Annotated in this window: 23 protein-coding genes; 21 read left to right on the forward strand and 2 right to left on the reverse strand. The window is 36.0% G+C overall.

What is annotated here, in order from left to right:
- Positions 1-8: 8 nt before the first annotated feature.
- The 14 genes from BTOYO_RS23990 to BTOYO_RS24060 all read left to right on the forward strand — a co-directional run bounded on the left by BTOYO_RS23990 (position 9) and on the right by BTOYO_RS24060 (position 17427).
- Entirely contained in the window at positions 9-3032 is a 3024-nt protein-coding gene (locus BTOYO_RS23990) for a phage tail tape measure protein (RefSeq protein WP_000879069.1), read from the forward strand.
- Complete coding sequence (locus BTOYO_RS23995; RefSeq protein WP_016091061.1) at positions 3029-3712, forward strand: hypothetical protein; 684 nt, start codon at positions 3029-3031, stop codon at positions 3710-3712. Before BTOYO_RS23990 ends, BTOYO_RS23995 begins: the two co-directional genes overlap by 4 nt.
- Positions 3709-5253: a hypothetical protein gene (locus BTOYO_RS24000; RefSeq protein WP_001206682.1), complete on the forward strand. Its 1545-nt coding sequence runs from the start codon at positions 3709-3711 to the stop codon at positions 5251-5253. The genes BTOYO_RS23995 and BTOYO_RS24000 overlap by 4 nt, the downstream gene beginning before the upstream one ends.
- A gap of 10 nt (positions 5254-5263) precedes the next feature.
- A complete protein-coding gene (locus BTOYO_RS24005; protein WP_000605844.1) occupies positions 5264-5647 on the forward strand; it encodes a hypothetical protein in 384 nt (127 codons plus the stop codon).
- Positions 5648-5690: 43 nt separating this feature from the next.
- A complete protein-coding gene (locus BTOYO_RS24010) occupies positions 5691-6065 on the forward strand; it encodes a hypothetical protein (RefSeq protein WP_000464274.1) in 375 nt (124 codons plus the stop codon).
- 12 nt (positions 6066-6077) lie between these two features.
- Entirely contained in the window at positions 6078-6455 is a 378-nt protein-coding gene (locus BTOYO_RS24015; RefSeq protein ID WP_000006649.1) for a hypothetical protein, read from the forward strand.
- A 13-nt stretch (positions 6456-6468) separates the two neighbouring features.
- The gene (locus BTOYO_RS24020; RefSeq protein ID WP_000332085.1) at positions 6469-7818 is read left to right on the forward strand and encodes a hypothetical protein; all 1350 of its coding nucleotides are present in this window, start codon (positions 6469-6471) and stop codon (positions 7816-7818) included.
- A gap of 14 nt (positions 7819-7832) precedes the next feature.
- Positions 7833-9569, forward strand: coding sequence for a hypothetical protein (locus BTOYO_RS24025; RefSeq protein WP_000264171.1), 1737 nt, complete (start codon positions 7833-7835; stop codon positions 9567-9569).
- Between the two features lie 21 nt (positions 9570-9590).
- Positions 9591-12104 carry a hypothetical protein gene (locus tag BTOYO_RS24030; RefSeq protein ID WP_001291951.1) on the forward strand — a complete coding sequence of 838 codons (2514 nt, stop codon included), beginning with the start codon at positions 9591-9593 and terminating at the stop codon, positions 12102-12104.
- Between the two features lie 15 nt (positions 12105-12119).
- Positions 12120-14111 carry a hypothetical protein gene (locus tag BTOYO_RS24035; protein WP_000235137.1) on the forward strand — a complete coding sequence of 664 codons (1992 nt, stop codon included), beginning with the start codon at positions 12120-12122 and terminating at the stop codon, positions 14109-14111.
- Between the two features lie 12 nt (positions 14112-14123).
- Positions 14124-14504 carry a hypothetical protein gene (locus BTOYO_RS24040; RefSeq protein ID WP_023441241.1) on the forward strand — a complete coding sequence of 127 codons (381 nt, stop codon included), beginning with the start codon at positions 14124-14126 and terminating at the stop codon, positions 14502-14504.
- Between the two features lie 15 nt (positions 14505-14519).
- Positions 14520-15461 carry a hypothetical protein gene (locus BTOYO_RS24045; protein ID WP_000182360.1) on the forward strand — a complete coding sequence of 314 codons (942 nt, stop codon included), beginning with the start codon at positions 14520-14522 and terminating at the stop codon, positions 15459-15461.
- A gap of 331 nt (positions 15462-15792) precedes the next feature.
- A complete protein-coding gene (locus BTOYO_RS24055; protein WP_000439588.1) occupies positions 15793-16290 on the forward strand; it encodes a phage holin family protein in 498 nt (165 codons plus the stop codon).
- A gap of 78 nt (positions 16291-16368) precedes the next feature.
- Positions 16369-17427 (forward strand): N-acetylmuramoyl-L-alanine amidase, encoded by a 1059-nt coding sequence (locus tag BTOYO_RS24060; RefSeq protein ID WP_000742974.1) that lies wholly within the window; start codon positions 16369-16371, stop codon positions 17425-17427.
- 34 nt (positions 17428-17461) lie between these two features.
- Here the strand turns inward: BTOYO_RS24060 and BTOYO_RS24065 are convergent, their stop codons facing one another.
- Entirely contained in the window at positions 17462-17770 is a 309-nt protein-coding gene (locus tag BTOYO_RS24065; RefSeq protein WP_048559520.1) for a YolD-like family protein, read from the reverse strand.
- Positions 17771-18016: 246 nt separating this feature from the next.
- Here BTOYO_RS24065 and BTOYO_RS24070 point away from each other — a divergent pair, with 246 nt between their 5' ends.
- The gene (locus BTOYO_RS24070) at positions 18017-19672 is read left to right on the forward strand and encodes a multicopper oxidase family protein (RefSeq protein ID WP_023441242.1); all 1656 of its coding nucleotides are present in this window, start codon (positions 18017-18019) and stop codon (positions 19670-19672) included.
- A 580-nt stretch (positions 19673-20252) separates the two neighbouring features.
- Here BTOYO_RS24070 and BTOYO_RS24075 read toward each other — a convergent pair.
- A complete protein-coding gene (locus tag BTOYO_RS24075) occupies positions 20253-20981 on the reverse strand; it encodes a hypothetical protein (RefSeq protein WP_000499664.1) in 729 nt (242 codons plus the stop codon).
- 109 nt (positions 20982-21090) lie between these two features.
- Between BTOYO_RS24075 and BTOYO_RS24080 the strand changes: the two genes are divergently transcribed.
- The 6 genes from BTOYO_RS24080 to BTOYO_RS24105 all read left to right on the forward strand — a co-directional run bounded on the left by BTOYO_RS24080 (position 21091) and on the right by BTOYO_RS24105 (position 26044).
- Positions 21091-21738, forward strand: a complete 648-nt coding sequence (locus BTOYO_RS24080) for an HD domain-containing protein (RefSeq protein ID WP_000165953.1) — start codon at positions 21091-21093, stop codon at positions 21736-21738.
- Positions 21735-23630, forward strand: a complete 1896-nt coding sequence (locus BTOYO_RS24085; RefSeq protein WP_000783187.1) for an ABC-F family ATP-binding cassette domain-containing protein — start codon at positions 21735-21737, stop codon at positions 23628-23630. The genes BTOYO_RS24080 and BTOYO_RS24085 overlap by 4 nt, the downstream gene beginning before the upstream one ends.
- A 75-nt stretch (positions 23631-23705) precedes the next feature.
- A complete protein-coding gene (locus tag BTOYO_RS24090) occupies positions 23706-24437 on the forward strand; it encodes a Bax inhibitor-1/YccA family protein (RefSeq protein ID WP_001260657.1) in 732 nt (243 codons plus the stop codon).
- Positions 24438-24542: 105 nt separating this feature from the next.
- On the forward strand, positions 24543-24797 hold the full coding sequence (locus tag BTOYO_RS24095; RefSeq protein WP_000975118.1) for a DUF4318 domain-containing protein: 255 nt from the start codon (positions 24543-24545) through the stop codon (positions 24795-24797).
- 161 nt (positions 24798-24958) lie between these two features.
- Entirely contained in the window at positions 24959-25294 is a 336-nt protein-coding gene (locus BTOYO_RS24100) for a single-stranded DNA-binding protein (RefSeq protein ID WP_000982002.1), read from the forward strand.
- 360 nt (positions 25295-25654) lie between these two features.
- Positions 25655-26044 (forward strand): hypothetical protein, encoded by a 390-nt coding sequence (locus BTOYO_RS24105; RefSeq protein WP_000940649.1) that lies wholly within the window; start codon positions 25655-25657, stop codon positions 26042-26044.
- The last annotated feature ends 22 nt before the right edge of the window (positions 26045-26066 follow it).

The raw sequence follows: 26066 nt of genomic DNA on the forward strand, positions 1-26066 counted from the left end.
GTGCGTAAATGTTAGCTGAAATGTTCCAACTGTTCGGAACGATTGGTATTAAAGCAGAAGGCGCTTATAAAGATTTACAACAATTCGAAGATCGTGTACAAAAAACTGCAAATGGAATGCATGATAAGTTTCAAAAAGCAGGGGAATCAATTAGCCATGTAGGTAGCAAGATGCAAGAAACAGGCGCAAATATGACTGCCGGTGTTTCATTACCTTTAGCTGGTATTGGTGCAGCTGCTGTAAAAGTAGCGTCTGATTTTGATGCATCTAATAGAAAGCTAGAATCTACACTTGGTTTATCAAAAGAAGCTACAAAAGAGCTTGGTAATGTTGCAAAAGATACCTGGAAAGATGGATTTGGAGAAAGTATTCAAGAAGTTGATGAAGCCGTAATACAAGTAAGTCAAAACATGAAGAATCTTTCTTTCGATGAAATGCAGGGAGCTACGCAGAACGCTATGACTCTTGCAAAAACTTTTGACACGGATGTTAATGAGGTTACACGAGGGGCCGGACAGCTTATGAATCAGTTCGGTTTAGATGCAAAAGAGACATTTGACCTTTTAGCTTCTGGTGGACAAGCAGGCTTAAACTTCTCAAATGAAATGTTTGATAACATTTCCGAATACGCGCCTTTATTTAAACAAGCAGGATTTTCTGCAGAAGAGATGTTTACCATTATGGCAAATGGGACGCAAGATGGTTCATACAATCTCGATTACATAAACGACCTTGTGAAAGAGTTCGGTATTCGTGTACAAGATGGATCAAAAGGTGTAACTGAAGCATTTGCAGAAATGAGCCCAGAAACTCAAAAGGTTTGGGACAATTTCAATAAAGGTAAAGGAACTTCTGCAGATGTATTTAATGCCGTCTTAGGTGATTTAGGTAAGATGGACGATAAAGTAAAAGCAAACCAACTTGGTGTTGCTGTATTCGGTACAAAATGGGAAGACATGGGTGCCGATGCTGTATTAGGGCTAAATAACGCCGATGGTGCATTACAAAACGTTGATGGCAGCATGAAAAAAATGCAGAAAACGCAGCAAGAAGCTTTTGGTGTTCGTTGGCAGAAACTAACTCGTACCACAATGGCATCATTAGAACCGTTAGGACAAGCTATTTTAGATATTGCAGAAGTGGCACTCCCTCCAATCATTAAAGCAGTAGAAGTTGCTGCAAAGGCATTCAGTTCTATTCCTAAACCAATCCAAATTGGTATTGTAGCAATTTTAGGTATGGTTGCTGTATTAGGGCCGTTAATTGCCATGATGGGATTTATGACAAGTGGAGTAGGTGCATTTGTTGGCTCGTTTAGATTCCTGGTACCAGTATTAACAAAAGTACCAATGCTATTTACAGGGATCCTAAAACTTGGCCCTAGATTAATAGGTATGTTCGGAATGATAGGAAGAGCCGTTGCTTTTCTAGGAAGTACTGCATTTGCAGGATTGTTAAAGGTTGGCCCTAAACTTATTGGTATGTTTGGTGCAATAGGAAAAGCCCTAGCACTATTGGGCAGATCCATGATGACTTTACTGATGAATCCTTGGACGATTGCCATACTAGCAATTGTAGGATTAGTATATTTAATTTACAAAAACTGGGATGACATTGTTAAATACACCAAACAAGCAGTTAAATGGCTTGGTGATGCCTGCTCTAAAGGTTGGGATGCAACTGTAAAAGGTGCGAAATCCGCTTGGAATGGGTTGTCTAAGTTCTTCTCTGGATTCTGGGAAGGTACGAAAAAGGTATTCAGTTCTGCAATGTCATTCATAGGTAAAATATTTTCTAAAGCTTGGGATGGTTATGTAAAAGTAGTTAAATTTTATTTCAGCTTAATGAAAAATATAATTACCTTTGGTTGGAATGCAATTAAAGCTGTATTCTCTTTCGCTTTAAACCTAATCAAAACTATTTTAGTAGGCGCTTTTAACTTCTATAAGACTCTATTCCTAACAGCCGTTAAATTATGGCAGACTATATTCCGTACAGCGTGGAATATCATTAAGACGATTTTTACCACTGTACTTAATTTCTTGAAAACATTTATTCGTGCTGCTTTTGAATTCATAAAAAATGTGATTTCAACAGTAATGAATGTTATTAAAACTATCATTTCTGCAGCATGGAATTTTATAAAAACAGTATTTGTTACTGTATTGAATTTCATTAAAAATACTGTTCAAACAGCATTCAACTTCATTAAAGACATAATTACTTCCGTGATGAATGCAGTTAAAAACTTTATTCAAGTGGCATGGAATTTTATAAAGTTCACAATCATTAGTGCAGTACGTGAATTTGTTGGGTTTGTAATTACTAATTTCAACAAATTGTATAACACAATAACCGATGTTGTTGGCGGTATAAAAGAATTTATTGTTAGTAGCTTTAAAACTATAAAGAAAGCAATCACTGGTGCATTTACAGGGGTTGTAGATACTGTAAAAGATGTATTTAGTAAGGTTGGTTCTATAGTGAAAAATGTAGCAAAAGATGCAGTTAGCTGGGGAAAAGATATTATTGCCGGTATTGGTGAAGGTATGTCCGGCATGGCAGATTGGCTTATAAAAAAAGCTAAAGGAGTTGTTTCGGGAATACCTAAAGCCGTATTAAAGTTCTTTGGTATTCGAAGTCCATCCCGGTTAATGATGGAATACGGGGGCTATATTACAGAAGGTCTTGGTGTAGGGATGGAACAAATGATTCCTGCAGTAGACAAAGCTTCTGAACTATTAAATAAAGCTGTTGTTCCACCTAAACCAATGAAACTAGTAACCGATGTATCTAATCAAATTGGACAAATGGGAGCACGTTCTGCTGATCTAATCGGTAAAACTGCACATCCATTTGCTGGACAAACCCACGTTGAGAAGAAAACGGATAATGGTGTAACAATTCAAAATGCTACATTTAAAGTCGCTGTTGAGAAACTACAATCTGCAGACGACTTTGTAAAAATGAGAAAGCTGCTACAAAACGTAGTTGCTGATGATCTAATGGGAATGGCGGTGCGAAATGTATGAGTATATTAAAAACATTGCATAGAAGAGCTGGTTCATACCATCTCTTAGGAAAGGCTGCAGAGTTAAAAGACACAATAAGATATACCATTGATTTCTCATGGCCAGGGACATATAACTTTTCGTTTTTGTCCCAGGTTCCTATTGGTTCTGATGGAATGCTACCGAATAAATACTTTGTTGTTCGGGTTAATGGGATTGAGAGATTCAGAGCACGAGGTCCTTATGATTGGGAAGCGAGAGAAATCTTTGTAGGTGCAGGTCCACAAACGATTGAATTTACAACAATCGGTTATGGTTCCTCTGATGTAGCATATATACGCGACGTACATTACTATGCATTTGGGCATGTACCTAATATCGAAAAGATTGAACAAACAAAATTACCGAAATCACTAGATGGCTTAAAAACTTATAATGTCATGCACGGATACCCTCGTTACCAGAGTGCGGGGAATAAAGGTTGTGAAGTAGAATTTACGGCTCTATTCAACGATATCAGTCATTGGCGTGAGTTCATGAGGGAAATATATCGCCCTCATATTATTACAGGTGATTACGGTACCTATGGGGGTATTATCCCGCCGAATGAAGTAGATGCAATACGAAAAGGAACGCTAGTCATAGCAAAATGCAAATTAATATCTATGTCACAAGCAGGAGTAGGAGTTGATGGAATGTGAGAGAAGGATCTATTTCTTTAATTAGAATGTTGGGGAGCTATTTCCAGGTTGGGAATAACTCCCCTAATTTAATTGTTTATATGAAAAGAAGAGACTCTTCTTCTTACGTACAAATACAACACCGTGTAATAGGCTTAGAAGTGCAGGAGAACTCAGATCAGTTTGCTAGTACATTTACTATTACCTTTGCGAATGAATACGGCCAAATGGCTCCTGATAACTGGTATGGTAAGTTCTCTTCTATTTCAGAATGGTTTTATAACAGTGAGGTAACAAATACAAACCAGCTATATCCGCAGACTGAATTTAAAGTGTCTATTGGCTACGGTGAGGAAGCATTACCTTATATACATGGTTTTGTATCTGATGTGAAGGTAAATGCCGAAAGCGGCACGGTTTCAGTTACCTGCACTACATCCTATAAGAAGGTTTTACATAAATCAGTAATCCCAACACCTGGATCAGATGAAATTGTTGCACCTACTGGTAATGTTTATGATGTTGTGAAGTTCTTCTTCCAAAAAGCCGGAGTTGTCCTACACGGTAACAGAGTAAATATTCCTGGAACCAATCAGAGCTGGATTGTAGAAGGAGCAACAGGAAAGAGATTTCAAAAATGGGATGAAATTGTCCGCGATATTATAGATACAACATTCCACTATATTAAACACGAACCAGACGGAAGTTGTACATTTATGAAAATGCCAGACTATGCAATTAACGAACCTGCAAAGTTTAGTTTTAGAGAAGGGGAAAATCTTATCTCTTTAGATATGCAGCTAACTGACCAGGATATAAGTAATAGTATTGTTGTTAAATGTGGAGATTACGCAAACGGATTTCTTAATTCGTTTCTATTAAAAAATGTATCGCAGGGTGATTTACGAGAGGAAATGATAGAAGTTCCCTGGGCGACAACGTTCTTTGCAAGAAGAGCGGTTGCTGCAGCTTATCATTTAAAAGCAATTCAAAAGTTCAGAACATTAACAGTAGCAGTAGTTGGTGATCCAAGAATTCAATTATTTGATGTTATTTCTGTTTACAATAGAGATTCTGGTCAACAGTGGAATTACTTTGTTAAAGGGATTAATACAATGATTTCTGCAGATGATGGATTCTATCAAACTTTAGATTTAACTGTTAACTATGGGTATGAACCTGCTCCTTATACAGATATAACCGGTATTACAGTAAATGTAGATACATTACGTTTAAAACTTTGGGATTGGGATTTAGAGGATGGCGATTTATTAAATATTTACTGTAATGATAAATTAATCGAAGAAAATTATTTCATCCGGAACAATCCGACGTATGTTGATATTCCACTTGAATACGGCGTGAATATCATCGTATTTGAAGCAGTACGAAACCCAAAAGGGATTCTTACAGGACGTTTGCAAGTACTGGATACGAAGAATAATATCTTATTTGATTATGGTTCTTTACCAGATTTATCATTTCCTCGGGTAAATCAAGACGCAAATCACTATTATATCCAGCGTCCAGCCAAAACATGGTCTGTTACGAGGGTGAATTAGGGGTGATTCTATGATAATGCAAAAAAACTTATATGATCCAATCATGTATTTGATGAAGGGATTAATCGATAGGCAAATATATACCGGTGGTAAACCAATGCCTGGGAATGATCCAAACGACGTATTTAAAGAAGGCATGACCGAAGGATATACACTTATTCGTGACGGCGCTCGTTTATCTGCAGTCGATGGAGATAAATATTTACACTATGATTTAGCTTTTAATGCACATGGCATGTTAGAAAAAGTTCTTGTCTCCCATAAAGTAACTGGAAAAGAGATGGAGATACAATTAATTTATAATGCACAAAAACAATTGGAACGTGTGCAGCCGCGACTTCTTAATAAAGGTAACGGTATACTATCTGATTTACCAATTCCCGATGTGTCGTAATGATGCACGGGAATTTTTTAATACAAGAAAAGGGTGATTGCTCTTGTTTGAAACAACCTATTTAGCCGGTGGCCGATTAGATCCACCTTTTCATCCAACTAAACCAGAACCATTCATACCTGGTTTCATTATGGATTCTACATCATTTAAAACGGACGAAAAGAAATATACATTACCTGCAGATATGGAGATTTACGCAATTAGTGTTAGTTCATCCATTTACGAATTAGATGATAAATGGGATTTAATCATAAACGGACAAACCGTTTGCCAAGATATTTATACAAAGCGGCTCCCGGAAGGTATGCACTTTATGGTTTATAAAGCGATAAAAGCAGGAGACACAATTGTATTTCGATTCCATAACCAAGGGATTCTTGATAAAACAGTTTGGTTTGAATTGCACTTTTTAAGATAAGGGGGCGTATTGATGAGCTTTGCTGTTACTTACATGGCTGGTGGAAGATTCGACGCACCTTACTTCCCAACAAAAACAGAGCCATTCATACAAGGGCGAAGAGTTGGTATACATGATGAAATTCATGTAGATAAGTTTTCATTACCATTCGAAACAGAAATGATTGCTTTTTCTGTAGCTGCTTCACATTACAGTGATTCGGACTACTGGAATTTATTTATTAATGGCCAACAAGTATTTAAAGAGGTTTATGTAAAAGATGTGCCGGAGGGATTTAATTTCTCCATTGTAAAACCTATACCTGCTAATGCAGAACTAAAGTTTGAATACCACAATGCATCTGCAGAGAAAAAAGCTATATGGCTTAATTACCAATTATTAAGAGATTAGGGGCGTGAAATAGATGGCATACGTTGAAAAAATGTATACAGAAGGCGAATTCCAAGACGAAATTGTTAAATTGGTAATCGCTAACGGATGGAAGAAAGTAAAATCATTTTTCAAAGCTGTTTATCCAGATATGGAACAGAAATCTGACGATGATACAAAATTTGAATTTGGCATGAGTAAGCACATGTTAGTGAAGAACAATAGCGGTTCTATTTATGGGATTGCTCAAATTTCAAAATGGTCACTTAAAAAGTCAGAGATTAAATACAACTTCACAAATGAAGAAGGAAAGAAAGCTTTTGCCGAAGACGGTAAAAAACGTCTAGAAAGTGGCCGGGATCGTTCTTGCTTTTATGTTTACATGATTGAAAAAGAACCAAGCGTTGCTGATGAAGGTGTACTTGTTCTTCCTTATGAACCTAACAAATTTGAAAAAATATTATTAGATGTGGAATTAACTAAGATAGGAATTACTCTAAAGACAAATCCAAGTAGTGGCGGTATATATAAAGTTTACTCTTATGATGAAGCAGAGACACAAGTCATGATGTCTCCTTGGGTGAAAGTAACATTGCGAAATACGAATATCCAAGGTGTCGATGCTCAAACAAATTGGTGGCCAGATTCATTAGTGCGAATTAATGGCCAAGTTGATGAAAGTCGCGTTGTTTTATTAATACAAGCAGATAATACACCAGCTTTTGAAAACAATGTAGTTCCAGTTACTCCGCTTTATATGGGCCAATTAGAAAGTTACGCTAATGATGATACATTAGGGGATGCATTATGGGCAGGAACCGCATTTGATACCGGGAACGAAGCAGCATCACACAAATTCGATTTTAACGATACGAAACCATATAGAAATGTAGAAAATTACATGCCTGTCATGAAGTCTTATCCACGTTCTCCTGGTAATGGTATTGATAACGTAATTATTAAACGTTCACGATTAGGAGCAAGATACCAGGCTCATTTTATTGCTTGGAATGTAGCGCCTAATGCAATGCCACCAGATCGCGTTGGTAAAGATGGCGGTCAATATTCACTAGCATGGCAATCGCAGGATAATGACGAGTACAAATATCAATTTAACCCGTCTGTTTATAGCAATAAAGTACATACTTCTCGCGCTTATATTGTGCATCCAGATGAAGGTGTACGTGGATATTTACCTTATATGATCCTATTGTCTCCGCTAGGTCTATTAAATAGCGATAGATTAAAAGTTAGAAAGAATACTTGTCCGGATTCACACGACATTTACAAATTCTTTAATGTAGATGCTATTTCACCAATTACAAAAAGACCTGCTACGGCGTATCGTCCTGCTGGATTAGGTATTTTTGAGAAAACAGTATAAAGGAGCGTACATATATGTGGTTTGATAAAGTCGTATATTTACAAACATTACCGCAAGAATTAGAAAAACTATTTGCTGATAACGGTTGGAAACGAACGCTATTTTTCCAAATCAAGAGCGGCATTTCAAAATTTATTGATGTAAGGTTGTTTGAATCGTTAGGAAGTGATGGAGAACGCAGAAGGTTCGGTATAGCAAATGCGTATGATACTGCGGATTCTGATTTCACTGATAGCCGGTTTATTTCTGCAGATTCTCCACTAGGTAAATTAGGGATGGGGGATGGAGTAAAGAAAGACTTCTCTATCCCTGTTTCTCCTGTTCTTGGCCCTTCTGTCATTGTATATGTAAATGGGTTTGAGCAAGAAAAGAGTAAATATAAGGTGGATGCAACTACAGGAAAAGTAACATTTACTACCGCTATTGCAAAAGGCGATAAAGTTACATGCGAATATAGATTAGCTACCAACACATATGAACCGAATAATGACATGCTGCTATTTACTTTCAATCGATACTTTATTGAAAAAGAGATCCTTTCCGGTGATAAATTAGGGGAATTAGGAAAAGGAAATGGAACGAAAAAGAACTTCGCATTGCCATTCCCTAACTTTGACGAAAGTAGGACCGTAGTTTACAAGGATAATACTATTGTTGATCCTAGCGAGTATTCGTTCACTGAAACGGAAATTGTATTTAAAACCGCACCTGCAGCAGATACAACAATTAAGATTAGCGGTATTTATTTCTTATTACCAAAAGAAGACGGAACACTGGATACATTAACGGCAAAAACAAGTTTCGATGTACAAAAGATGGAAAGTATTATGGGCGAAGTATATTCTACGATTAATTTTGTGAACCCATCCCCTTATACATCAATTAGTTTTACACCGGAGCAGCGTTTCTCTAAAGAATTAAATCGCGACTCTGTTGTTTATCTGTATGGGAACGCAAACAAGGACCGCTTAATTATGTTTATGCGTGTCGATCCAACACCAAATCCAGTTCGTGCATTATTTGTTCCGCTGTATATCGGAAAATTATATACATTCGATGTTGCACCAAGAAAAAACATGATTATTCTAAGCGGCTGCAGACCAGGCGACCAATTTGTTTATTCACCAAATAAGAAAATTGGTAATGCGCCACTTGATTACGGTTCTGATACATCAAACGGAAACGAAACGGTTCAATTATCACAATCAAGCACAGGAGCCATGTACCAACACCATTATTTAGCTTTCATTACTCATGATATGTCAGTAGATAGTGGACAAGGACGCTTTAACCCATCGGTTTATAGTGGTAAATATCATTTATCTCAAATTTATATTGTTCATCCAAACGATGGATATGTTGGAAAACTAGATGATGTTTATGCAGTTCATCCGAAGAATATCCAGCAAGCCGATGAACTAGAAATTGAAAAAACAGTTGTAGATGAAGTACTTGGACAAGGTGACGGACACCGTAAAGTATTTCATTTAGAACATAAGCCAAAGGGAGAAACGTTAAGATTATTCATTTCATGTAAAGAAGTAGAAAAAACGGATTATGTATACAATGCAGAAGATAAGACCGTTACATTTAACGAAGCACCGGTTATTGGTTCTGAAATCACAGGCGCTTATGAAATGGCTCAATTATATCGTTACACATTACCAACAACGCCAGTTTGTCCTATGACACAAGCGAAAGCAACACCATTTAATCCAATTGGTTTAGCAATCTACAAAGAAGATATTTAAGCATAAGGGGGTAGCAGAAGAATGAGTGAAAAAGTTTATTCTATTGCTTCCCCTTCTATATGTACCAAAGAAAAAAGTCATGTTGTTGTCGTTGGTTCTGGACCAGATCGGAATGAAAAAGTTTATTCTTTTTCTATTACACCAGCGAATACAGAAAACAAAAATGATGTTGATTATCCAATTTGCATTGCTCCTTATGCGAGATATAAGGCTGTTAAAGAAGATAACGCAGGAGTAACCGCTACAAAAGTAAGAGCAAAAGGGATTTTAACAGATGTTGTAGAGAATGCATTGCGACAAATAGAGGTAGAAGCCTACATTTCAAATACAACTGATTTTGATTTGAATCGAAATATAAATGTGGCCAACATTGAAATGCAGCATTCGCAACGAATGGACAGTATTTCTGTTCAACTAATTTCTGCAGAAGAATCACCACAACATAGACGAATTTTCGATATAAACCATATCGAAGGGGTAGAGAGCACAAAACCAAACGAGATAGAAGCAATGGTACACGCTTCGGATGAAACAAATCTTATAACGAATGAATATGAAGCTGCACCGATCATAAAGCAGGATTTACTAAAAGGTAAGTTACGTGAATTCGTTGCAGGTGTGGAAGTATTACCGGAATGGGTAAATGTTGCGCGTATTGTATACGGTGAGGGTTTTTATAATGACCTTATGGCTGACAGAGTTACAACGGATTATGAAGCTGTATCAATGCATAATGAAACGAGCGATATTGTTACCAGGGAGCTAAAAGCTACACATGCAGAAGTTACTTTATCTACTGCAGTTCCAAATATATATCCTGTATCCATTGTCAAAAATGAAACTGGTGATATACAGCAAAAAGAAATACTTCTTCATGCTCCGGCACAATTCGAATTTGGTACCAAAGAGCGAGAAGTTAAAGGAATTATAGAAGAATTTGATTTGTTCAATGGTATGGGTATACCGGTTTATCTTCCGAATTATGATTTATTTGCTCGTATGCAAAGAAACATTGAAACATCTATTGCTACACAATATGAATCGAACCGCTTAGAAGAAGTAGAAAGCGTGAACCTGCTCCCTTATGAAAATATAGAAAGCGCGTATTTAATTCGTGACATAGATGTAGAGCAAATTAACCTGGATTACTCTATTCGAACAAAGGAACTTGCTGCAGATGTTATTGCAAGTAATGAAGTAAGCAAGAAAATAAATGTATTCGATACCGAAAGAAATGAATCTGCATCATTTACAAGAACAAAAGAACAGTATGCGAATGTAGATACAACACACACATTTGAACGTATCGTAGAAACACTTGATTCTATTTATGCCGATCAACAAGAAATCGCAAATAAAGAAAATGTATTTACAGCAGCTGTAGAGGTAGGACAAGAAGTTAAAAATGCTTCACGGGTATTATCTGTTAAAGATATTTCCGGAACTGACGATGCAAATAAATCGCAAAACATATTCGAGATACAGACAATTGTCGCAGAAGAAGCAGAGAGATTACATGAAATAAATGCCGGTATTACTACTGCAGATTATTCTCACCGTATCTTAAAAGAATTACAAGGCGTATCGCCAGACTTTACTTTTGCAGAAGTGAAAAATGAGTTGCAAGCAACTGTAGTTGAACTGGATCAAGCAGATAAAGAAGATACTGCAGTACTTACACATGTAGATGAAATTTCTTCATTCGGATTAAAAGAACGCTTAATTATTACCCATGTAGATACTGATGAAGTTGCCAATAAAACAGAAAAAGAATTTCAAGCTAACATAGAAGAGTTTGATTTATTTGAGGGCCTTGGTATTCCTGTATATCTTCCAGAATTCGATTTGTTCAGCCGTGTTCAAAAAGAACTAGAAACACGTATTACCTTATTTAATAATTCATCTAAATCATTAAATGTGATGCAGATGAAACTAGATCAAACAATTGAATCTGAAAAAGCAATGAAAGAACATATAACTGCAGTAATTGAAGAAGTGGCTTCTGACATCGTTCCAAATATCTTAGATACTGAACATATATCATTAGATATTTTTTATAAACAGGATACACAACAAGCTCTTATTACAGAGCAAGAAGCCTTTACCGGTATACGTGAATTTGAAGGCGGAATTATCTATGATATAACACCAGCCGATAAAGAAGTTATAACAACAGATACAAATGTAATTGAAACTGTAGAAGCAGCAAGAGAATCTGAACGATATGCAGTCGTTAGTGAACAAGAATTGTTAGAGCGACAGGCTATTGTAGACACTGTGACCAACGAAGTAGATACATTTGATAGGGAACATGAATTAGAAATCGTTACAGAGGAATATGAACGGTTTGAACGTATACCAGAACGAGAATCAGTTCTAGAGGATAATGAACTATTCAAAATGGAGAGAGTACTAGATACAGAAAAACCAGATGAATTAATAATCATTGAAAAGGAAAATGATGATCCGAAGTTATGGCTGCGACATAGTCGTCAATCTTGGTGGACAAATTCAAACTGGAAAAAAACAAGATAAAGGGAAGGTGATGGAATGGCAACACCTCAATTAGGTAATAGTTTACTGAAACCGGAATCCGGTTGGACTCGAAAGCATTGCAGTTTAGCAAACGTAGGTCCAGGTAATTTTTTTTACGATATGCCACTATACGGAAGTCCTGCTGCACAAACTGGAAAATGGGATGTAGTGGGCGATGATAACAATCTTATTGATGCAAGTGCCTGGTTTGTAGGGAGAGAAGAGGGCCGCACATTTTCGTTTAAGTTTACCGGAACATCTTTACGCATAATGCTTAAACAGTGGTATGAACACAAATTTAACATTGAAGTCAGTATTGATGGAACTAAGTTTACTGGTTCAGTTCCTGCTACTTCTAGTTCTTTCCATGTTTGTTTTGAAAAACTAGATTTAGTGAAAGGTGAGCATATCGTTACTGTTACAGCAAAAGGTTCCGCTTTATCACCAGGGAAGCCAGGAAATTTTTATACATTTTTAGCTGCTGTTGATTACGCAGATTTAAGTGCTAAAGTCGGTGATGTATTAAAAGAACCGGAACCAGGTTGGAAGCGATTTGATGATACGGATAGTAATATTAAATATATAGGCACTTGGAATCATCTAGCAAACTCTAAGGGTTACTTTAACAATACAGTATCTTTTCATAATAGTGATCACGGTAACGAACCTTTCACCTGTGAGTTTGCATTTTCGGGAACTGGAATTCGAGTTATTTCAGAACACAATAATTACTCAAGTTATCGATATCCAATACAAATTACAATAGACGGTTCTTCTGAAACTTACACAATTTCTCCTAAATCTCCATTACAACAATGTTTAGCATATGAGAAATTAAATCTTTCAGCAGGTATTCATACAGTTGTAATTGAAGCTCAAGAAAATATTATAGATGCTATTGACGTATTACGGGGAGAATTACTATCACCAGATTTAATTAAAAAGCCTAAAGTATCCTTGTATGAAAAAGAAAGTGGAAAAATATTTGTAGATGATTTTGATTCCGTAAATCCAAAATGGCTTATGTCACCATCAAATGCATTTAACAATGCTGTAAAAAAAGGATTCCTTCGTATGAATCATTTTGCAGATAAAGACGTTATGCTTTTAATCAATAAACCACAAAGTAACTTTGCAATCCAGGTTATTGCGGATTATGCTCCTACAAAAGATGGTGATGAAGGCGGTCTACTAATTTATCAAAACGAAAAGAATAAAGTGGAATTTCTCGAATCCTATTCTGCCAATAGTTCACGAAGCAATAAAGAGTGGATGGCAATTTGTAAGGAAGATCAATGGGACTTTTACACAAAGACAGATACGTTTTTTGATTATACGGATAACGATTCATTAGCAGCAAAAAGAATTGGGGTTGTTTTAAAAAGAGGAACTGCAGAGGGATTTGTACCGCTAGACATCAATAAAATTATTATGACAACAAGTAATATGTTACGTCTGCGCCAACTATATGAAAATTATAAAGTTGTATTAAAAGATACTGCAGATAATATCCTGTCTACTAACATTGTAGCTGCAGCTCATACAGGCATTGATATTCTACTTCCTTCTTTAGAGTTTGAGGGAATCATAGAAATATATGATGAAGAAAACGAACTACTAGCAAAGAAACAAGCTACCTTCTATGGTGGGGATATGTATTGTATGGGTTCATCCCTACAAATCAAAATGAATAGCGAAGAATTAAATACAACGGATCCAACGAATTTAGGTTACATGGTGAATAATGAGCGTGTTGTAATAATGACAATCGTAAATGATAACATCGGTGCTGCTACAAATATAAAACTATCCATTCAGCAGTACATGGAGAAAGTCGGTTACACCTGGGCGCTTATTTCGTTAGATGGGACAAGCTATTTAAATGAAATACAGATTGATTCCGTAGCCGCACAAAGTACGCGTGATTTTTGGGTAAAGGTTGTGAAGGATACAAATTTCCTAGCATTCGAACCAATTTATTTTAATATTCATCTAAAACATAATTGAGGTGAATACAATATGGGAACTGTAATGAAATTATATAGATATACATTCGGAAGTGAGATTACACCATCAATCCTTATTGAGAGGAATATACAAATTACAATTGAACCAGGAAAAACTCTATATACTCCACTGGATGTAGGTTGTAACAAATATGATATTCGTACGCTTCAAGTTTCAAATGATTCAAACGTTGAAGCAATGTTATTTATGTACGATCAAAAAGAGAATGGGAATCAAATCTATAAAAGTTTATCAGAAAAAAGAACATATGATATTTTATCCGTTCCTTGCGAGGATAAAGATCATACAAACAAGGTCCATCTTTATATAGAAAATAGGGGCGTAGCAACCTCTACTTTTAATGTTTCTATGAAAGCGATACGTTTAAGTTAAGGAGGAACATATAAAATGACAAATAAAATTTGTAAGTTACACAGACTAGAGCGAAGAGAAGTCTTTATGAAAATCATCGATGAAATGAAAAAGGCTGGATGGCAGCAATTAAATGCTGATGCGCCATCAAAAGATAAAATTTACGTCATGTACTCAAGCGGTAACGACGGTATGAAGAACCATTCTTTAGAATTGCGCCCATTTGATGCCGTTACTGCAAGTAGCCAAGATATTATAGCAGGCAAATATAACGATTATGACATAAGAACTTATTCTGCTACTGATGCAACCTTTAGATTAATTGAACGATATGATAAAGAGCAGGATGTTACTTTCGGAGGACCTGGTCCTTTCTACCCTTTGTGTTTTCATCAAGGGAAAGTAACTAACAGCACTAGTGTTACTACTATTAGTAAACCAATTGCTATGGTGGACCTATATTTATACGTTGATAAAGACATTGTTATCTATTGTGTTTATGAAAATGATGATAATCTTCCAGAACGAAAAGGGAAGACTGCAATGGGATTATTTGGAGTTCCGGATGAGCTATATCAACAAGAACAATTCAAGCCTATATCTGCTCCTTTTAGTGTCTTGGTGAGTGTTTGTCCAAAGTCCCCTGGTGCAGCAATGGTAGCTGCTAGAAGTAAGCTTATATATGATGGATTAAATAGTATTCCTGTTAATACTTTCATTTGGGATAAGGTATTTTTAAAGGCACCTTCTTTAGAAGGAAATATAATATTCACATCATTTTTTATGGGAGATAACGTAGATGGATTAAGGGCAAAATTTGATGGCCTTTACACATATAGAGGTTCAAATTTTGTAACTGGTGATATCGTTGAAATTTCTCAAGATGAAGAAGTGCAGAAATATAAATTATTTAACACCTACTACTCAAGTGTATGGAGTTCATTTCCGGAGTTCAACATTGCATTAAGGGTAGAATAAGGCTGGTGATTTTATGACAATAAAAGGCATAATAATTCAACCGAAAACACTGTATCCACCCGTACACCGTAAACCACAAATACGTAAAGGTTCAAAATTAGAAATTAGTGACATGTATATTATAGGGGTTAGGAAAACTTCTATACGGAAAGGAGTTATGTTTAACTTCTCCCGAAACGAAAGCAAAACTACTGAAAAAGCAGTAATGAAACCACCACGTACTGAACCACTAGAATACGCGTGGAAGAAAATGAACATATAACTTTATCGAAATTGAGCGTGCTGCAGCAGGCTTTTTTATTTTGACTTAATTTTGAAAGGAGGTGAGAACTTGGAAAGAATTCACGAACTCATCAAGGCATTGAATATAAGCGATGTTATTACAAGTACTCAATTTAAAGTAGGTGGTGCTATCGGTGGTGGATTAGGTACAATAATTAATTTGTTATATGGTAAGGCGAACTTAATTTGGATATCAATTTACTGCTGGATTATCATGCTCGACTGGATTACTGGTAGTAAAGCTTCAAAACTAGATGGAACATATTCATCACAATATGGGATTGAGGGCATCACGAGAACCGTGGTGCTTTTATCATTACCAGCCCTTGCACATTTATTTGATATTGCTCTTAAACTACCTGATTTCTTTTTCTTCATGGTAGTCGGTGGATTGAGTTACCACATTTTTAATAGTTTCGCAGCAAACTGTGCACGAATTGGCTGGGAAAAATGGATTCCTGCATGGTTATTAGAAAGTGTAGCATCCGAAATACAAGCAAAAATCCAAAGAAGTGATGCACGAAAAGAAAAATATAACACCAAATAAAAAATACACGCCTTACATAAGGAGAGCATTGTCAAAAGACGGTGCTCTTTTTGTTTGGCAAAAAGGGGAAAATACACAATGAAAAAACCAATTAAACTATTTAGCTCTTTATTTATGACTCTATTACTCTTATTTTCGTTTGCTACGGCTTCATTTGCCGATAGAGCACTAATTATCCAAGACTTGCCGAAACAAGCATATCGCTACGGTGTGGGCGCTTATGAGGGCGTTGTTGCACATAGTACTGCAACACCAGAAGCACCAGCAATTAACATTCGAAATTATGAAGCTAGAACATGGAGAAATGCATTTGTACATTATGCTGTAGATTGGAACGAAACAGTCCAAATTGCTGATACTAAATATGTTGCTTATGGTGCTGGACCAGCTGCAAATAAAAGATTTGTTCACGTAGAACTTTCTGAAACTAGCAACCCAGATAAATTTAAATCTTCTTACGAACGTTATGTAAAACTATTAGCTAAGATTTTAAAAGATAGAGGGATTCATCCAAGCAAAGGTTTATGGACACATAAAGATATTACTTACAAATTAGGTGGAACTGACCATGAAGATCCGATTAATTATCTTCGCAGTCATGGTGTATCAGAATCACAATTCAGAGCGGACGTACAAAAGGCGTATGAAGGCGCAACAGTTACAGTTAAACCAAAACCACAAGAACCATCTCAAAACGTTGTAGGCGCAACAGGAGTAGCTTACATTGATGGGTTTAACGTAAACCTAAGAAGTGGACCATCAACAAATCATGGTACTATCCGTCAATTAAATAAAGGTGAAGCATATCAAGTATGGGGAAAACAAGGTGATTGGTTAAATCTTGGCGGTAACCAATGGATTTATAACAACTCATCTTACATTAAATATCACGAGGAACAAACTTCTGCAGTAAGTTCTGTAGTCGGAAAACGTGTTGTTTCTAAAGTGGACGACCTTCGTTTCTATGACTCTGCTTCTTGGTCTGATAAAGATGTAGCAGGAACGGTAGATGAAGGACTTGGATTTACTATTGATGCTAAGGTATCCGTGAATGGATCTGCACAATATAAAGTACACAATAGCAGAGGGACAACATTCTATATTACAGCAAATGAATCATATGTGTATGTGAAGTGAAAAAAGGGTTTGCTCATACTTGAGTAGACCCTTTTTATTTTATATCAACAAATTCTTCAAATTTTAATCGTGTCTGTAATCCAAATGCATCCGTGTAATGTACCGTATTGCTTTGCTTATTAATATCTATAACAGTAATGTATTCATCATGGATAAATCCATCACGATAGTATGAAATAAATATTTCTTTTGTTTCGTGAAGGGATTGCATTAACGCTCTTTCTATTCGTTCTATAGTATCTTGTGTTAAAAAAGGTTTAGGTACTTTATATTGTTCCTCAAACATTCTATGTATTTCCTCGTATTGCTCTGGCATTGAAGCAAACGGGTTCCATTTGACCATTTTATCAAGATATTTTTTAAATAAATTTTTAATATTAACGATTCTATCATTATATATATGTCTTCATCGATATCTTAATTTGGTAGTTACTTCTCTCTACATTTATTTATGAGAATTAAGTTCACTTTTTTCATTATATAAAGAACGATTCATTCCATTTTTTAGCGTGAGTTCTGTTCAAGTTTCTTTTTACATAAAAATGTGAGGTGAAGTGATATTCTAATTATTTAAAAAGGAGGCGGACATATGTCTTTAGAGAAGTTTGTAGATGCATTACCTATTCCACCTGTCTTAAAAGCAAAAGATGAAATTAATGATATCCCATACTATGAGGTAACCATGAAGCAAGTGCAACAAAAATTGCATAGAGATTTGCCACCAACTACTGTCTGGGGTTACAACGGTATGTATCCTGGTCCTACATTTGAAGTACGAAGAAACCAACCTATTTTAGTTAAATGGAAAAATAAATTACCCTTCGAACACCTACTGCCTGTGGATCGAACTATTCATGGAGCAGAACCAGATAAACCTTCTGTCAGAACGGTTGTTCATTTACATGAAGGGCGGGTTAGACCCGAAAATGATGGATATCCAGAGGCATGGTTTACGCGAGATTTTGAAAATGTTGGTCCAAAATTTGTGCATAAAGTCTACTATTATCCAAACTGTCAACGTCCTGCAACGTTATGGTATCATGACCACGCCCTTGGAATCACTCGTTTGAACGTTTATGCAGGACTTGCAGGTTTCTATATCCTTAGAGATAGAGCAGAGGAAAAATTGAACCTTCCGAGTGGGAAATTTGAAATTCCAATCGTCATCCAAGATCGATCGTTCTATCCTAATGGTGAACTGTTCTATCCAACCCAGCCAGGCCATGAGCCGCCTCCAGCACCGCAGCCACCTCCACCAATAGATCCAACATTACCAAATCCATCAGTTGTACCTGAATTTTTCGGAAACACCATCTTAGTCAATGGAAAAGCATGGCCTTATCTTGAGGTCGAACCACGGAAATACCGATTCCGCATCCTTAATGGTTCCAATGCTCGTTTTTATCGCATACGGTTGAGTTCTGGCCAAAATTTTGTCCAAATTGGCACAGAAGGAGGGCTTTTAGAAACACCAATCACCGTATCCCAAATCATACTTGCACCAGCTGAACGTGTCGATGTTATTATTGATTTTTCGAACCATAAAGGTCAAAGTATCATCTTAACAAATGACGCACCAGCCCCATTCCCTAACGGCGAACCACCTGATTCAAACCTTACGCAGATTATGGAATTTCGTGTCAAACGAAAATTGCATAAACCTGACAATAGTAAAATTCCAAAAGAATTAAGTTGCTTGGAACATCTTGATCCTAACGATACTGTAATCGTACGAAAAAACCTCTTAGTTGAAACTACCGATGAATTCGGGCGTTTAAAACTTTTATTAAATAACCTAGATTGGGATCAAATGCCCCTTACAGAAACCCCATATAATGGGACGATAGAGATTTGGGAGCTTTACAATACTACACCGGACACTCACCCTATTCATTTGCACCTTGTTACTTTTCAAATTTTGAATCGTGCTACGTTTACTGGGGATCCAAATGGTCCTGACCTTATAGTTGGGCCACCACAACCACCTGATCCAAGCGAGATGGGCTGGAAAGATACTGTTCGTGCCAATCCTGGGGAGGTTACTCGTATCATTGCACGTTTTGGTCCTTTTACAGGAATCTACCCGTGGCACTGCCACATCCTTGAACACGAGGATCATGATATGATGAGACCATATGAAGTTCTTAATAATCAGAATTTTAACCCGTGTGAACCGATCCTTGGAGAATGTCCAGATGATTCGTTTTCTCAGTGTTTCGACTGTGATAATGATGACGATGATTGATCACAACACATCGCTATCAAGCTAAGATAAATTTGTATCTATAGAACGAAGAAAACGCTATTCTTTTTGTAGAAATATACAGAAAGGATAGCGCTTTTCTCAAAAGGCATTTTATAACTTTATAAGTAAAAAGATATTTGATTTACAAACTGTCATAAACTTTACCTAAATCTTTCTTGATTTGTGTCTTTAATTTTTGATTTTCACTCTCTAATAAATATACCTTTTCAAATATTTTTGGATCATGGAGAACATATTTAAAACCCAAGGAAGAGGGCGCTTATAGTGTCCTCTTTTTAATATCTATTATTTATAGAATGAGGTTGCAGGTACGTCTTTCGGTTATTGTTTGATAAACGTAAGATGTTTCTAAAAATGTGTATACAAAGGTGTGATTTTGTACTGTATATGTTCACATATTTGCTCACATTTTGTTCACGTACTATATAAAAAAGTATGAAAATCTATAAAAATAATTATTTCAATAAAATTTGTTCTAGATATTAAAAAGTGCCAAAACCCTTGTGGTATAAGGGTTTTGGCACTTTTGTATTTTTTATATTTTATCAAATAAACAACCCTAAAACTGCTCATTCTTCTCCCAAGATTCAACGATATAATGAGCAATTGTGGGGTTATATCCTTTTCCAACTAAAAACATAATCGCAGCGACTTCTGTTAAAGCGTGTTTATGTGAAGTATGTTTCGCTTCATTTAAACCATAATCTACCCAAGGTTTTACGAAATCTAATACAGGTTTCTTTAAAGGTAAAAATTGTGTACCGACAACTTGTTGAATTTGTTGTTGAGTCGGTTCTGTAATAGGCCCAGGTGGTAAAATTTGTGGTTGTGTAATATCTAAAGTCGGACCTGGTGGTAAAATTTGTGGTTGCGTTGGATCAATTGTTGGTGGTTTAGGTGGTGAGACACGTGCGTCGTAGTTGGGTTGATACATTTGTTGTTGGTATTGTGGTTGTTGTGGCTGAGTTACATACGGATTTTGTTGTTCTTGAGTTTGCGGTGCTGCATATGGATTTTGAGGATATTCATAATTTGGACGTGTGTCATATGGATTTTGTTGTTCTTGAGTTTGCGGTGCTGCATATGGATTTTGAGGATATTCATAATTTGGACGTGTGTCGTATGGATTTTGTTGTTCTTGAGCTTGCGGTGTAGCGTATGGATTTTGTTCGTATTGTTGTTCTGGCTGTTGTAATTCTTGTTCCTCATATTGTTCTGTATATCTTTGTTCCGGTTGCTGAGGGTAAAATGGTTGTTGTGGATAAGGTGGTTGATTATTATAGAACATGTTTATTCCTCCTTCATGATGATGCCTACCACCTAGTGTATGGGCGGACAAGAAAATATGTGATGAAAAAAGGCGGGCGTGTTACAATAAGAAACTGGGTGAAGATAAAATGACAAAACAAGAAAAGATTAAAAAAACAATTACTTTTGTAAAAAATATTTTAGAAAAAGATGCGAGTGGGCATGATTGGTATCATATTGAGCGCGTACATAAACTGGCGATTTCTTTATCCGAGCAAGAAGGAGGAAATCGTTTTATAATTGAAATGGCAGCATTACTTCACGATGTGGCAGATGAAAAGTTAAATGAAAGTGAAGAAGCAGGAATGAAAAAAGTTTCTGATTGGTTAGAAGAGTTACATGTAGATGAGGAAGAAAGTAAACATATTCTTCATATCATCGTCAATATGTCTTATAAGGGTGGGCATGGCGGCGCAGTTGAGTCAGTTGAAGGGAAAATTGTTCAAGATGCAGACCGTTTAGATGCCCTTGGAGCAATTGGGATTGCACGTACTTTTGCATATGGCGGAGCGAAAGGGAGATTAATGTATGATCCAACAATTCCGCCGCGTGAAGTAATGACGAAAGAAGAGTATAGAAAAAATAACGATCCATCTTTAAATCATTTTTATGAAAAACTTTTAAAATTAAAAGACTTAATGAATACGAACGCAGCAAAACAAGAAGCTGAAGTTCGTCATTGTTATATGGAACAGTTTATAGAACAATTTATGAAAGAGTGGAATGCACAAATATGAAAATGTTAACTGTGGAGAACTTATCGAAATCATACGGAGAAAAACCGTTATTTGATGGATTATCATGTAGTATTACAGAAGGACAACGTGTCGGAATTATTGGTGTAAATGGTACTGGTAAATCAACATTATTAAAAATTATTGCAGGGTTAGAAACTCCTGATACAGGTGAAATGACGCATTCACGTGGATATACAATTAGTTATTTATCACAGCAACCAGAGTTTGATGAAAAACTAACAGTATTAGAGCAAGTGTTCCATGGTGATACACCTTTAATTCGTCTTCTTCGTGATTATGAAAAAGCACTATTAAATATTGAAAAAGATCCAAGTAATGAAAAAGTACAGGAACAATTATTTGCAGTGCAGCAACGTATGGATGCAATGAGTGCATGGGAAGCAAATGCAAATGCGAAATCTCTTCTAACGAAATTAGGAATTACAGATTTCACTGCAACTGTTGGGAATTTATCTGGTGGACAGAAAAAACGTATCGCAATGGCACAATGTTTTATTGAAACACCTGATTTATTAATTTTAGACGAGCCTACGAACCATCTTGACCATGAGACAGTTGAATGGTTAGAAGAATATTTAGCAAGATATACAGGGGCGGTATTACTTGTAACCCATGATCGTTATTTCTTAGATCGTGTGACGAATCGTATTTTTGAATTAGATAATGGTAAACTATATAGCTACGAAGGAAACTATAGTACATTTTTAGAAGCGAAAGCACTTCGTGAAGAGCAAGAATTGGCACAAGAATCCAAACGCCAAAATTTATATCGTCGTGAACTTGCTTGGATTCGCCGTGGTGCAAAAGCCCGTTCTACGAAACAAAAGGCGCGTATTCAGCGTTTTGATGAGTTAAAGGAACAAGAAGGGCCAGCTGCAAAACAGTCAGTTGATATTGCACTAAGTGGAAGTCGTTTAGGAAAGAAAGTACTTGAGTTAAAAGATGTAACGAAAAAATTTGGCGATAAGACGGTATTACATAATTTTAATCATATTGTGAAACCAGGCGATCGTATCGGAATTATTGGGGCGAATGGAAGCGGGAAATCTTCTCTATTAAATATGCTTGCAGGCAAGTTATCTCCTGATAGTGGTGAAGTTGAAGTAGGACAAACTGTAAAAGTTGCTTATTATACGCAAGAAAATGAAGAGATGAATTTAAATCAGCGTATGATTGAATACATTAAAGAGATTGCAGAAGTTATTCATACAACAGATGGAAAAGTAATTGGTGCATCTCAAATGTTAGAACGTTTCTTATTCCCGACGCATTCACATGGTACACCGCTTGGTAAACTATCTGGTGGTGAAAGAAGACGTTTATATTTATTACGTATTTTAATGGGGGAACCAAACGTACTATTACTTGATGAACCTACGAATGATCTAGATACACAAACATTAACAGTACTAGAAGATTATTTAGAAGATTTCCCAGGTGTCGTTTTAACTGTATCGCATGACCGTTACTTCTTAGATAAAGTAGTAGATGAACTGTTCATCTTTACTGGCGGAGGAGAAGTGCGTGAGTTCCTAGGTAGTTATACAGATTATTTAGAAATGGAAAAAACGAAAGAACTTATTGAGAAAGCGGAAGTTCAAAAAGAGAAAAAAGTAGTAGAAGCAGCTCCAAAACAACAACGTAAACGTAAACTTTCATACAATGAGCAGCGTGAATGGGAAACAATTGAAGATACAATTGCCGAACTAGAAGAGAAAATTGAGTCAATTGGAGAAGAACTTGCGAAAGTTGGATCTGACTTCACAAAGGCACAAGAATTATCTGAAGCACAGCAGAAAACAGAAGAAGAGCTAGAAAAAACGATGGAAAGATGGAGTGAACTATCAGATATCGTTGAAGGATTAAAATAAAAACAAGCTGCATATATTGAAAAGTAAAGAGAAAAACTTTACACTATTGGTAGAACCTATTTTAGGAGGGAAAAAATGAGAACATCTAATCCAATGTTGAAAAAAGAGGCATTTCGTAAAGAGGGAGCAAGCGCTTCTGCGATGACTATTGGCGGAACAGTAGGCAAAACGTTTATCATGCTTATCTTGCTACTTGCAACGTCTGTCTATTCATACATACAGATGATGCAGGGTACGATGAAAATGCCAGTGTTAATTGGTGCATTAGTAATTGCGGCAATCATCGCATTTGCATCTATCTTCTTCCCGCGAATGGCACCAATTGGGGCGCCAATTTATGCGGCGGTAGAAGGAGTTGTATTAGGAAGTATTTCAGCAGTTTATACAATGAAATTTGGCGATTCTATCGTTTTAAACGCTGTATTACTTACAATTTCAATTCTATTTGCAATGTTAGTTTTATATGCAACACGCGTTGTAAAGGTAACTGATAAATTCCGTACGGGTGTAATTGCAGCGACAATGGGAATTATGGTTATGTATTTAATCGTATTCTTATTAAATATGTTCGGTGTAACTGTTCCATATATTCACCAGGGCGGTACAATCGGTATTATCATTAGTGCGGTTGTTATTGTAGTTGCTGCATTAAATTTATTACTAGATTTCGATTTAATCGAAAGCGGTGCACGTAGCCAAGCTCCAAAATATATGGAATGGTACAGTGCAATGGGTCTAATGATGACTCTAGTATGGTTATACTTAGAAATTCTTCGTTTCGTTTCTTACTTTACGAAAAATGACTAATGAAAAAATCCTGCATGAAATGTGCAGGATTTTTTTATTTTCAAAGATAAATTGAATGAATGGTATAATGTGGATGTTAGAAGTTTGAATGGAAGGGGATGGAATATGATGAAAGAGAAGAAAGGGATTATGAAAAAACTATTTTCTAAAAGTTTTTTCATAGAACTAGATGATGCTTTAACATATCCGTCAGCAGAATGCATTATTTCAGCCATTGAAGGGTATGCAGCTGAATGTAATGAACTACTAAAATTTGAGAGTAAAGTTAAACCGATTACATTCTACTTAGACGATGCATTGTTTAGCGCTGAAATAAAGATGGCTCGCGGAGGGTATTACATCTCTTGCAGTGAAATATAATATATCTTGAAACCTTACATGTTCATAATATGTAGGGTTTCTTTTTTGCTTTTTTATATGCAAAGTAATCCTTTTTACTTTAGAAATATATAATTTTATCCTTTTTACCCTTCACACATTTTTCTTTACAATGAAGAAAAACATGCGAGGTGGTATAACTTATGATGAATCGAGTTGTATTAATCGGTAGATTGACAAAGGATCCAGAATTATACTACACAAAACAAGGCGTCGCTTATGCACGAATATGTGTTGCAGTGAATAGAGGATTTCGAAATAGTTTAGGTGAACAACAAGCAGATTTTATAAATTGTGTCGTTTGGCGAAGAGCAGCTGAAAATGTAACAGAATATTGTACGAAGGGATCACTTGTTGGAATTACAGGGCGTATTCATACGAATAATTACGATGATGAAAAAGGAAAGAAAATATATAGAACTGAAGTTGTGATTGAGAGTATTACCTTTTTGGAGAGAAGGAGGAAGGGGGCATCGTAATAAAAGGGGATTTTAAGTAATAGCTTCGGAAAAAATTGTGGAAAGTATTTTAATAAATTTAAAGAAGGGGTACTGTCAGCAATTTTGAAGAAAAATACGCTAACGAAAATTATAAATTTAAAATTTTTTATACTGAATATTGAAAGACTCCTCTGGAAATGGTTACTCATTGAAGTGGGATTATTAGATTGGTTCTATTCCACATTTTTCACGGTACTTGTTAATCTTTTGAATCATTGATTTATTAATATTGAAGATAATTATGTGCATATTAATCACATAATTTGTCCCTATCAAAATGAACTTTTCTTGCATCTACTATATTGTTAAGAATATTTTATTTTGAAAGGATGTGATTATATGGCTCATAAATCTACTGGGGTTTTTCGAGTTCCGGTTTCTGAGAATGGTATTATTCCAACTGCTCTCAATATTATGTTAAACAATGATTCACGCTGCCATACTAGTAATGTAACGGTAATTGTTAAGAGAAGTCCAAACACTTTTTTCCCAACGCAAAATGAATTAGTTGAAATCTCTCGTACTATTGTTTCTTTAGGACCAAACAGAACATCTAAGATTGTGTTGTTTACTCCAGAATTCCATATAGAAGATTTTCTTGACGTTATCATTAGAGGAAATAAAGATGATGTTGAGGATGTTCTTGTGTATTCTTTCTTAGCGGACTCAGAAGGTCACAATCTTCCATCTACTGTTTTCAGAAATGAAGAATATACTTTTGCTTGCTAACACCATGATGATGTATATCATA

Source organism: Bacillus toyonensis BCT-7112 (genome assembly GCF_000496285.1).
GTDB classification, from domain to species: domain Bacteria; phylum Bacillota; class Bacilli; order Bacillales; family Bacillaceae_G; genus Bacillus_A; species Bacillus_A toyonensis.

What these genes read in the sequence shown, in the direction of transcription:
- BTOYO_RS24070 (WP_023441242.1), top strand. Translation starts at nt 18,017, where the DNA reads ATGTCTTTAGAGAAGTTTGTAGATGCATTACCTATTCCACCTGTCTTA.
- BTOYO_RS24035 (WP_000235137.1), top strand. Translation starts at nt 12,120, where the DNA reads ATGGCAACACCTCAATTAGGTAATAGTTTACTGAAACCGGAATCCGGT.
- BTOYO_RS24080 (WP_000165953.1), top strand. Translation starts at nt 21,091, where the DNA reads ATGACAAAACAAGAAAAGATTAAAAAAACAATTACTTTTGTAAAAAAT.
- BTOYO_RS24005 (WP_000605844.1), top strand. Translation starts at nt 5,264, where the DNA reads ATGATAATGCAAAAAAACTTATATGATCCAATCATGTATTTGATGAAG.
- BTOYO_RS24030 (WP_001291951.1), top strand. Translation starts at nt 9,591, where the DNA reads ATGAGTGAAAAAGTTTATTCTATTGCTTCCCCTTCTATATGTACCAAA.
- BTOYO_RS24075 (WP_000499664.1), bottom strand. Translation starts at nt 20,981, where the DNA reads ATGTTCTATAATAATCAACCACCTTATCCACAACAACCATTTTACCCT.
- BTOYO_RS24045 (WP_000182360.1), top strand. Translation starts at nt 14,520, where the DNA reads ATGACAAATAAAATTTGTAAGTTACACAGACTAGAGCGAAGAGAAGTC.
- BTOYO_RS24015 (WP_000006649.1), top strand. Translation starts at nt 6,078, where the DNA reads ATGAGCTTTGCTGTTACTTACATGGCTGGTGGAAGATTCGACGCACCT.
- BTOYO_RS23995 (WP_016091061.1), top strand. Translation starts at nt 3,029, where the DNA reads ATGAGTATATTAAAAACATTGCATAGAAGAGCTGGTTCATACCATCTC.
- BTOYO_RS24085 (WP_000783187.1), top strand. Translation starts at nt 21,735, where the DNA reads ATGAAAATGTTAACTGTGGAGAACTTATCGAAATCATACGGAGAAAAA.
- BTOYO_RS24020 (WP_000332085.1), top strand. Translation starts at nt 6,469, where the DNA reads ATGGCATACGTTGAAAAAATGTATACAGAAGGCGAATTCCAAGACGAA.
- BTOYO_RS24105 (WP_000940649.1), top strand. Translation starts at nt 25,655, where the DNA reads ATGGCTCATAAATCTACTGGGGTTTTTCGAGTTCCGGTTTCTGAGAAT.
- BTOYO_RS24100 (WP_000982002.1), top strand. Translation starts at nt 24,959, where the DNA reads ATGATGAATCGAGTTGTATTAATCGGTAGATTGACAAAGGATCCAGAA.
- BTOYO_RS23990 (WP_000879069.1), top strand. Translation starts at nt 9, where the DNA reads ATGTTAGCTGAAATGTTCCAACTGTTCGGAACGATTGGTATTAAAGCA.
- BTOYO_RS24040 (WP_023441241.1), top strand. Translation starts at nt 14,124, where the DNA reads ATGGGAACTGTAATGAAATTATATAGATATACATTCGGAAGTGAGATT.
- BTOYO_RS24065 (WP_048559520.1), bottom strand. Translation starts at nt 17,770, where the DNA reads ATGGTCAAATGGAACCCGTTTGCTTCAATGCCAGAGCAATACGAGGAA.
- BTOYO_RS24060 (WP_000742974.1), top strand. Translation starts at nt 16,369, where the DNA reads ATGAAAAAACCAATTAAACTATTTAGCTCTTTATTTATGACTCTATTA.
- BTOYO_RS24025 (WP_000264171.1), top strand. Translation starts at nt 7,833, where the DNA reads ATGTGGTTTGATAAAGTCGTATATTTACAAACATTACCGCAAGAATTA.
- BTOYO_RS24090 (WP_001260657.1), top strand. Translation starts at nt 23,706, where the DNA reads ATGAGAACATCTAATCCAATGTTGAAAAAAGAGGCATTTCGTAAAGAG.
- BTOYO_RS24095 (WP_000975118.1), top strand. Translation starts at nt 24,543, where the DNA reads ATGATGAAAGAGAAGAAAGGGATTATGAAAAAACTATTTTCTAAAAGT.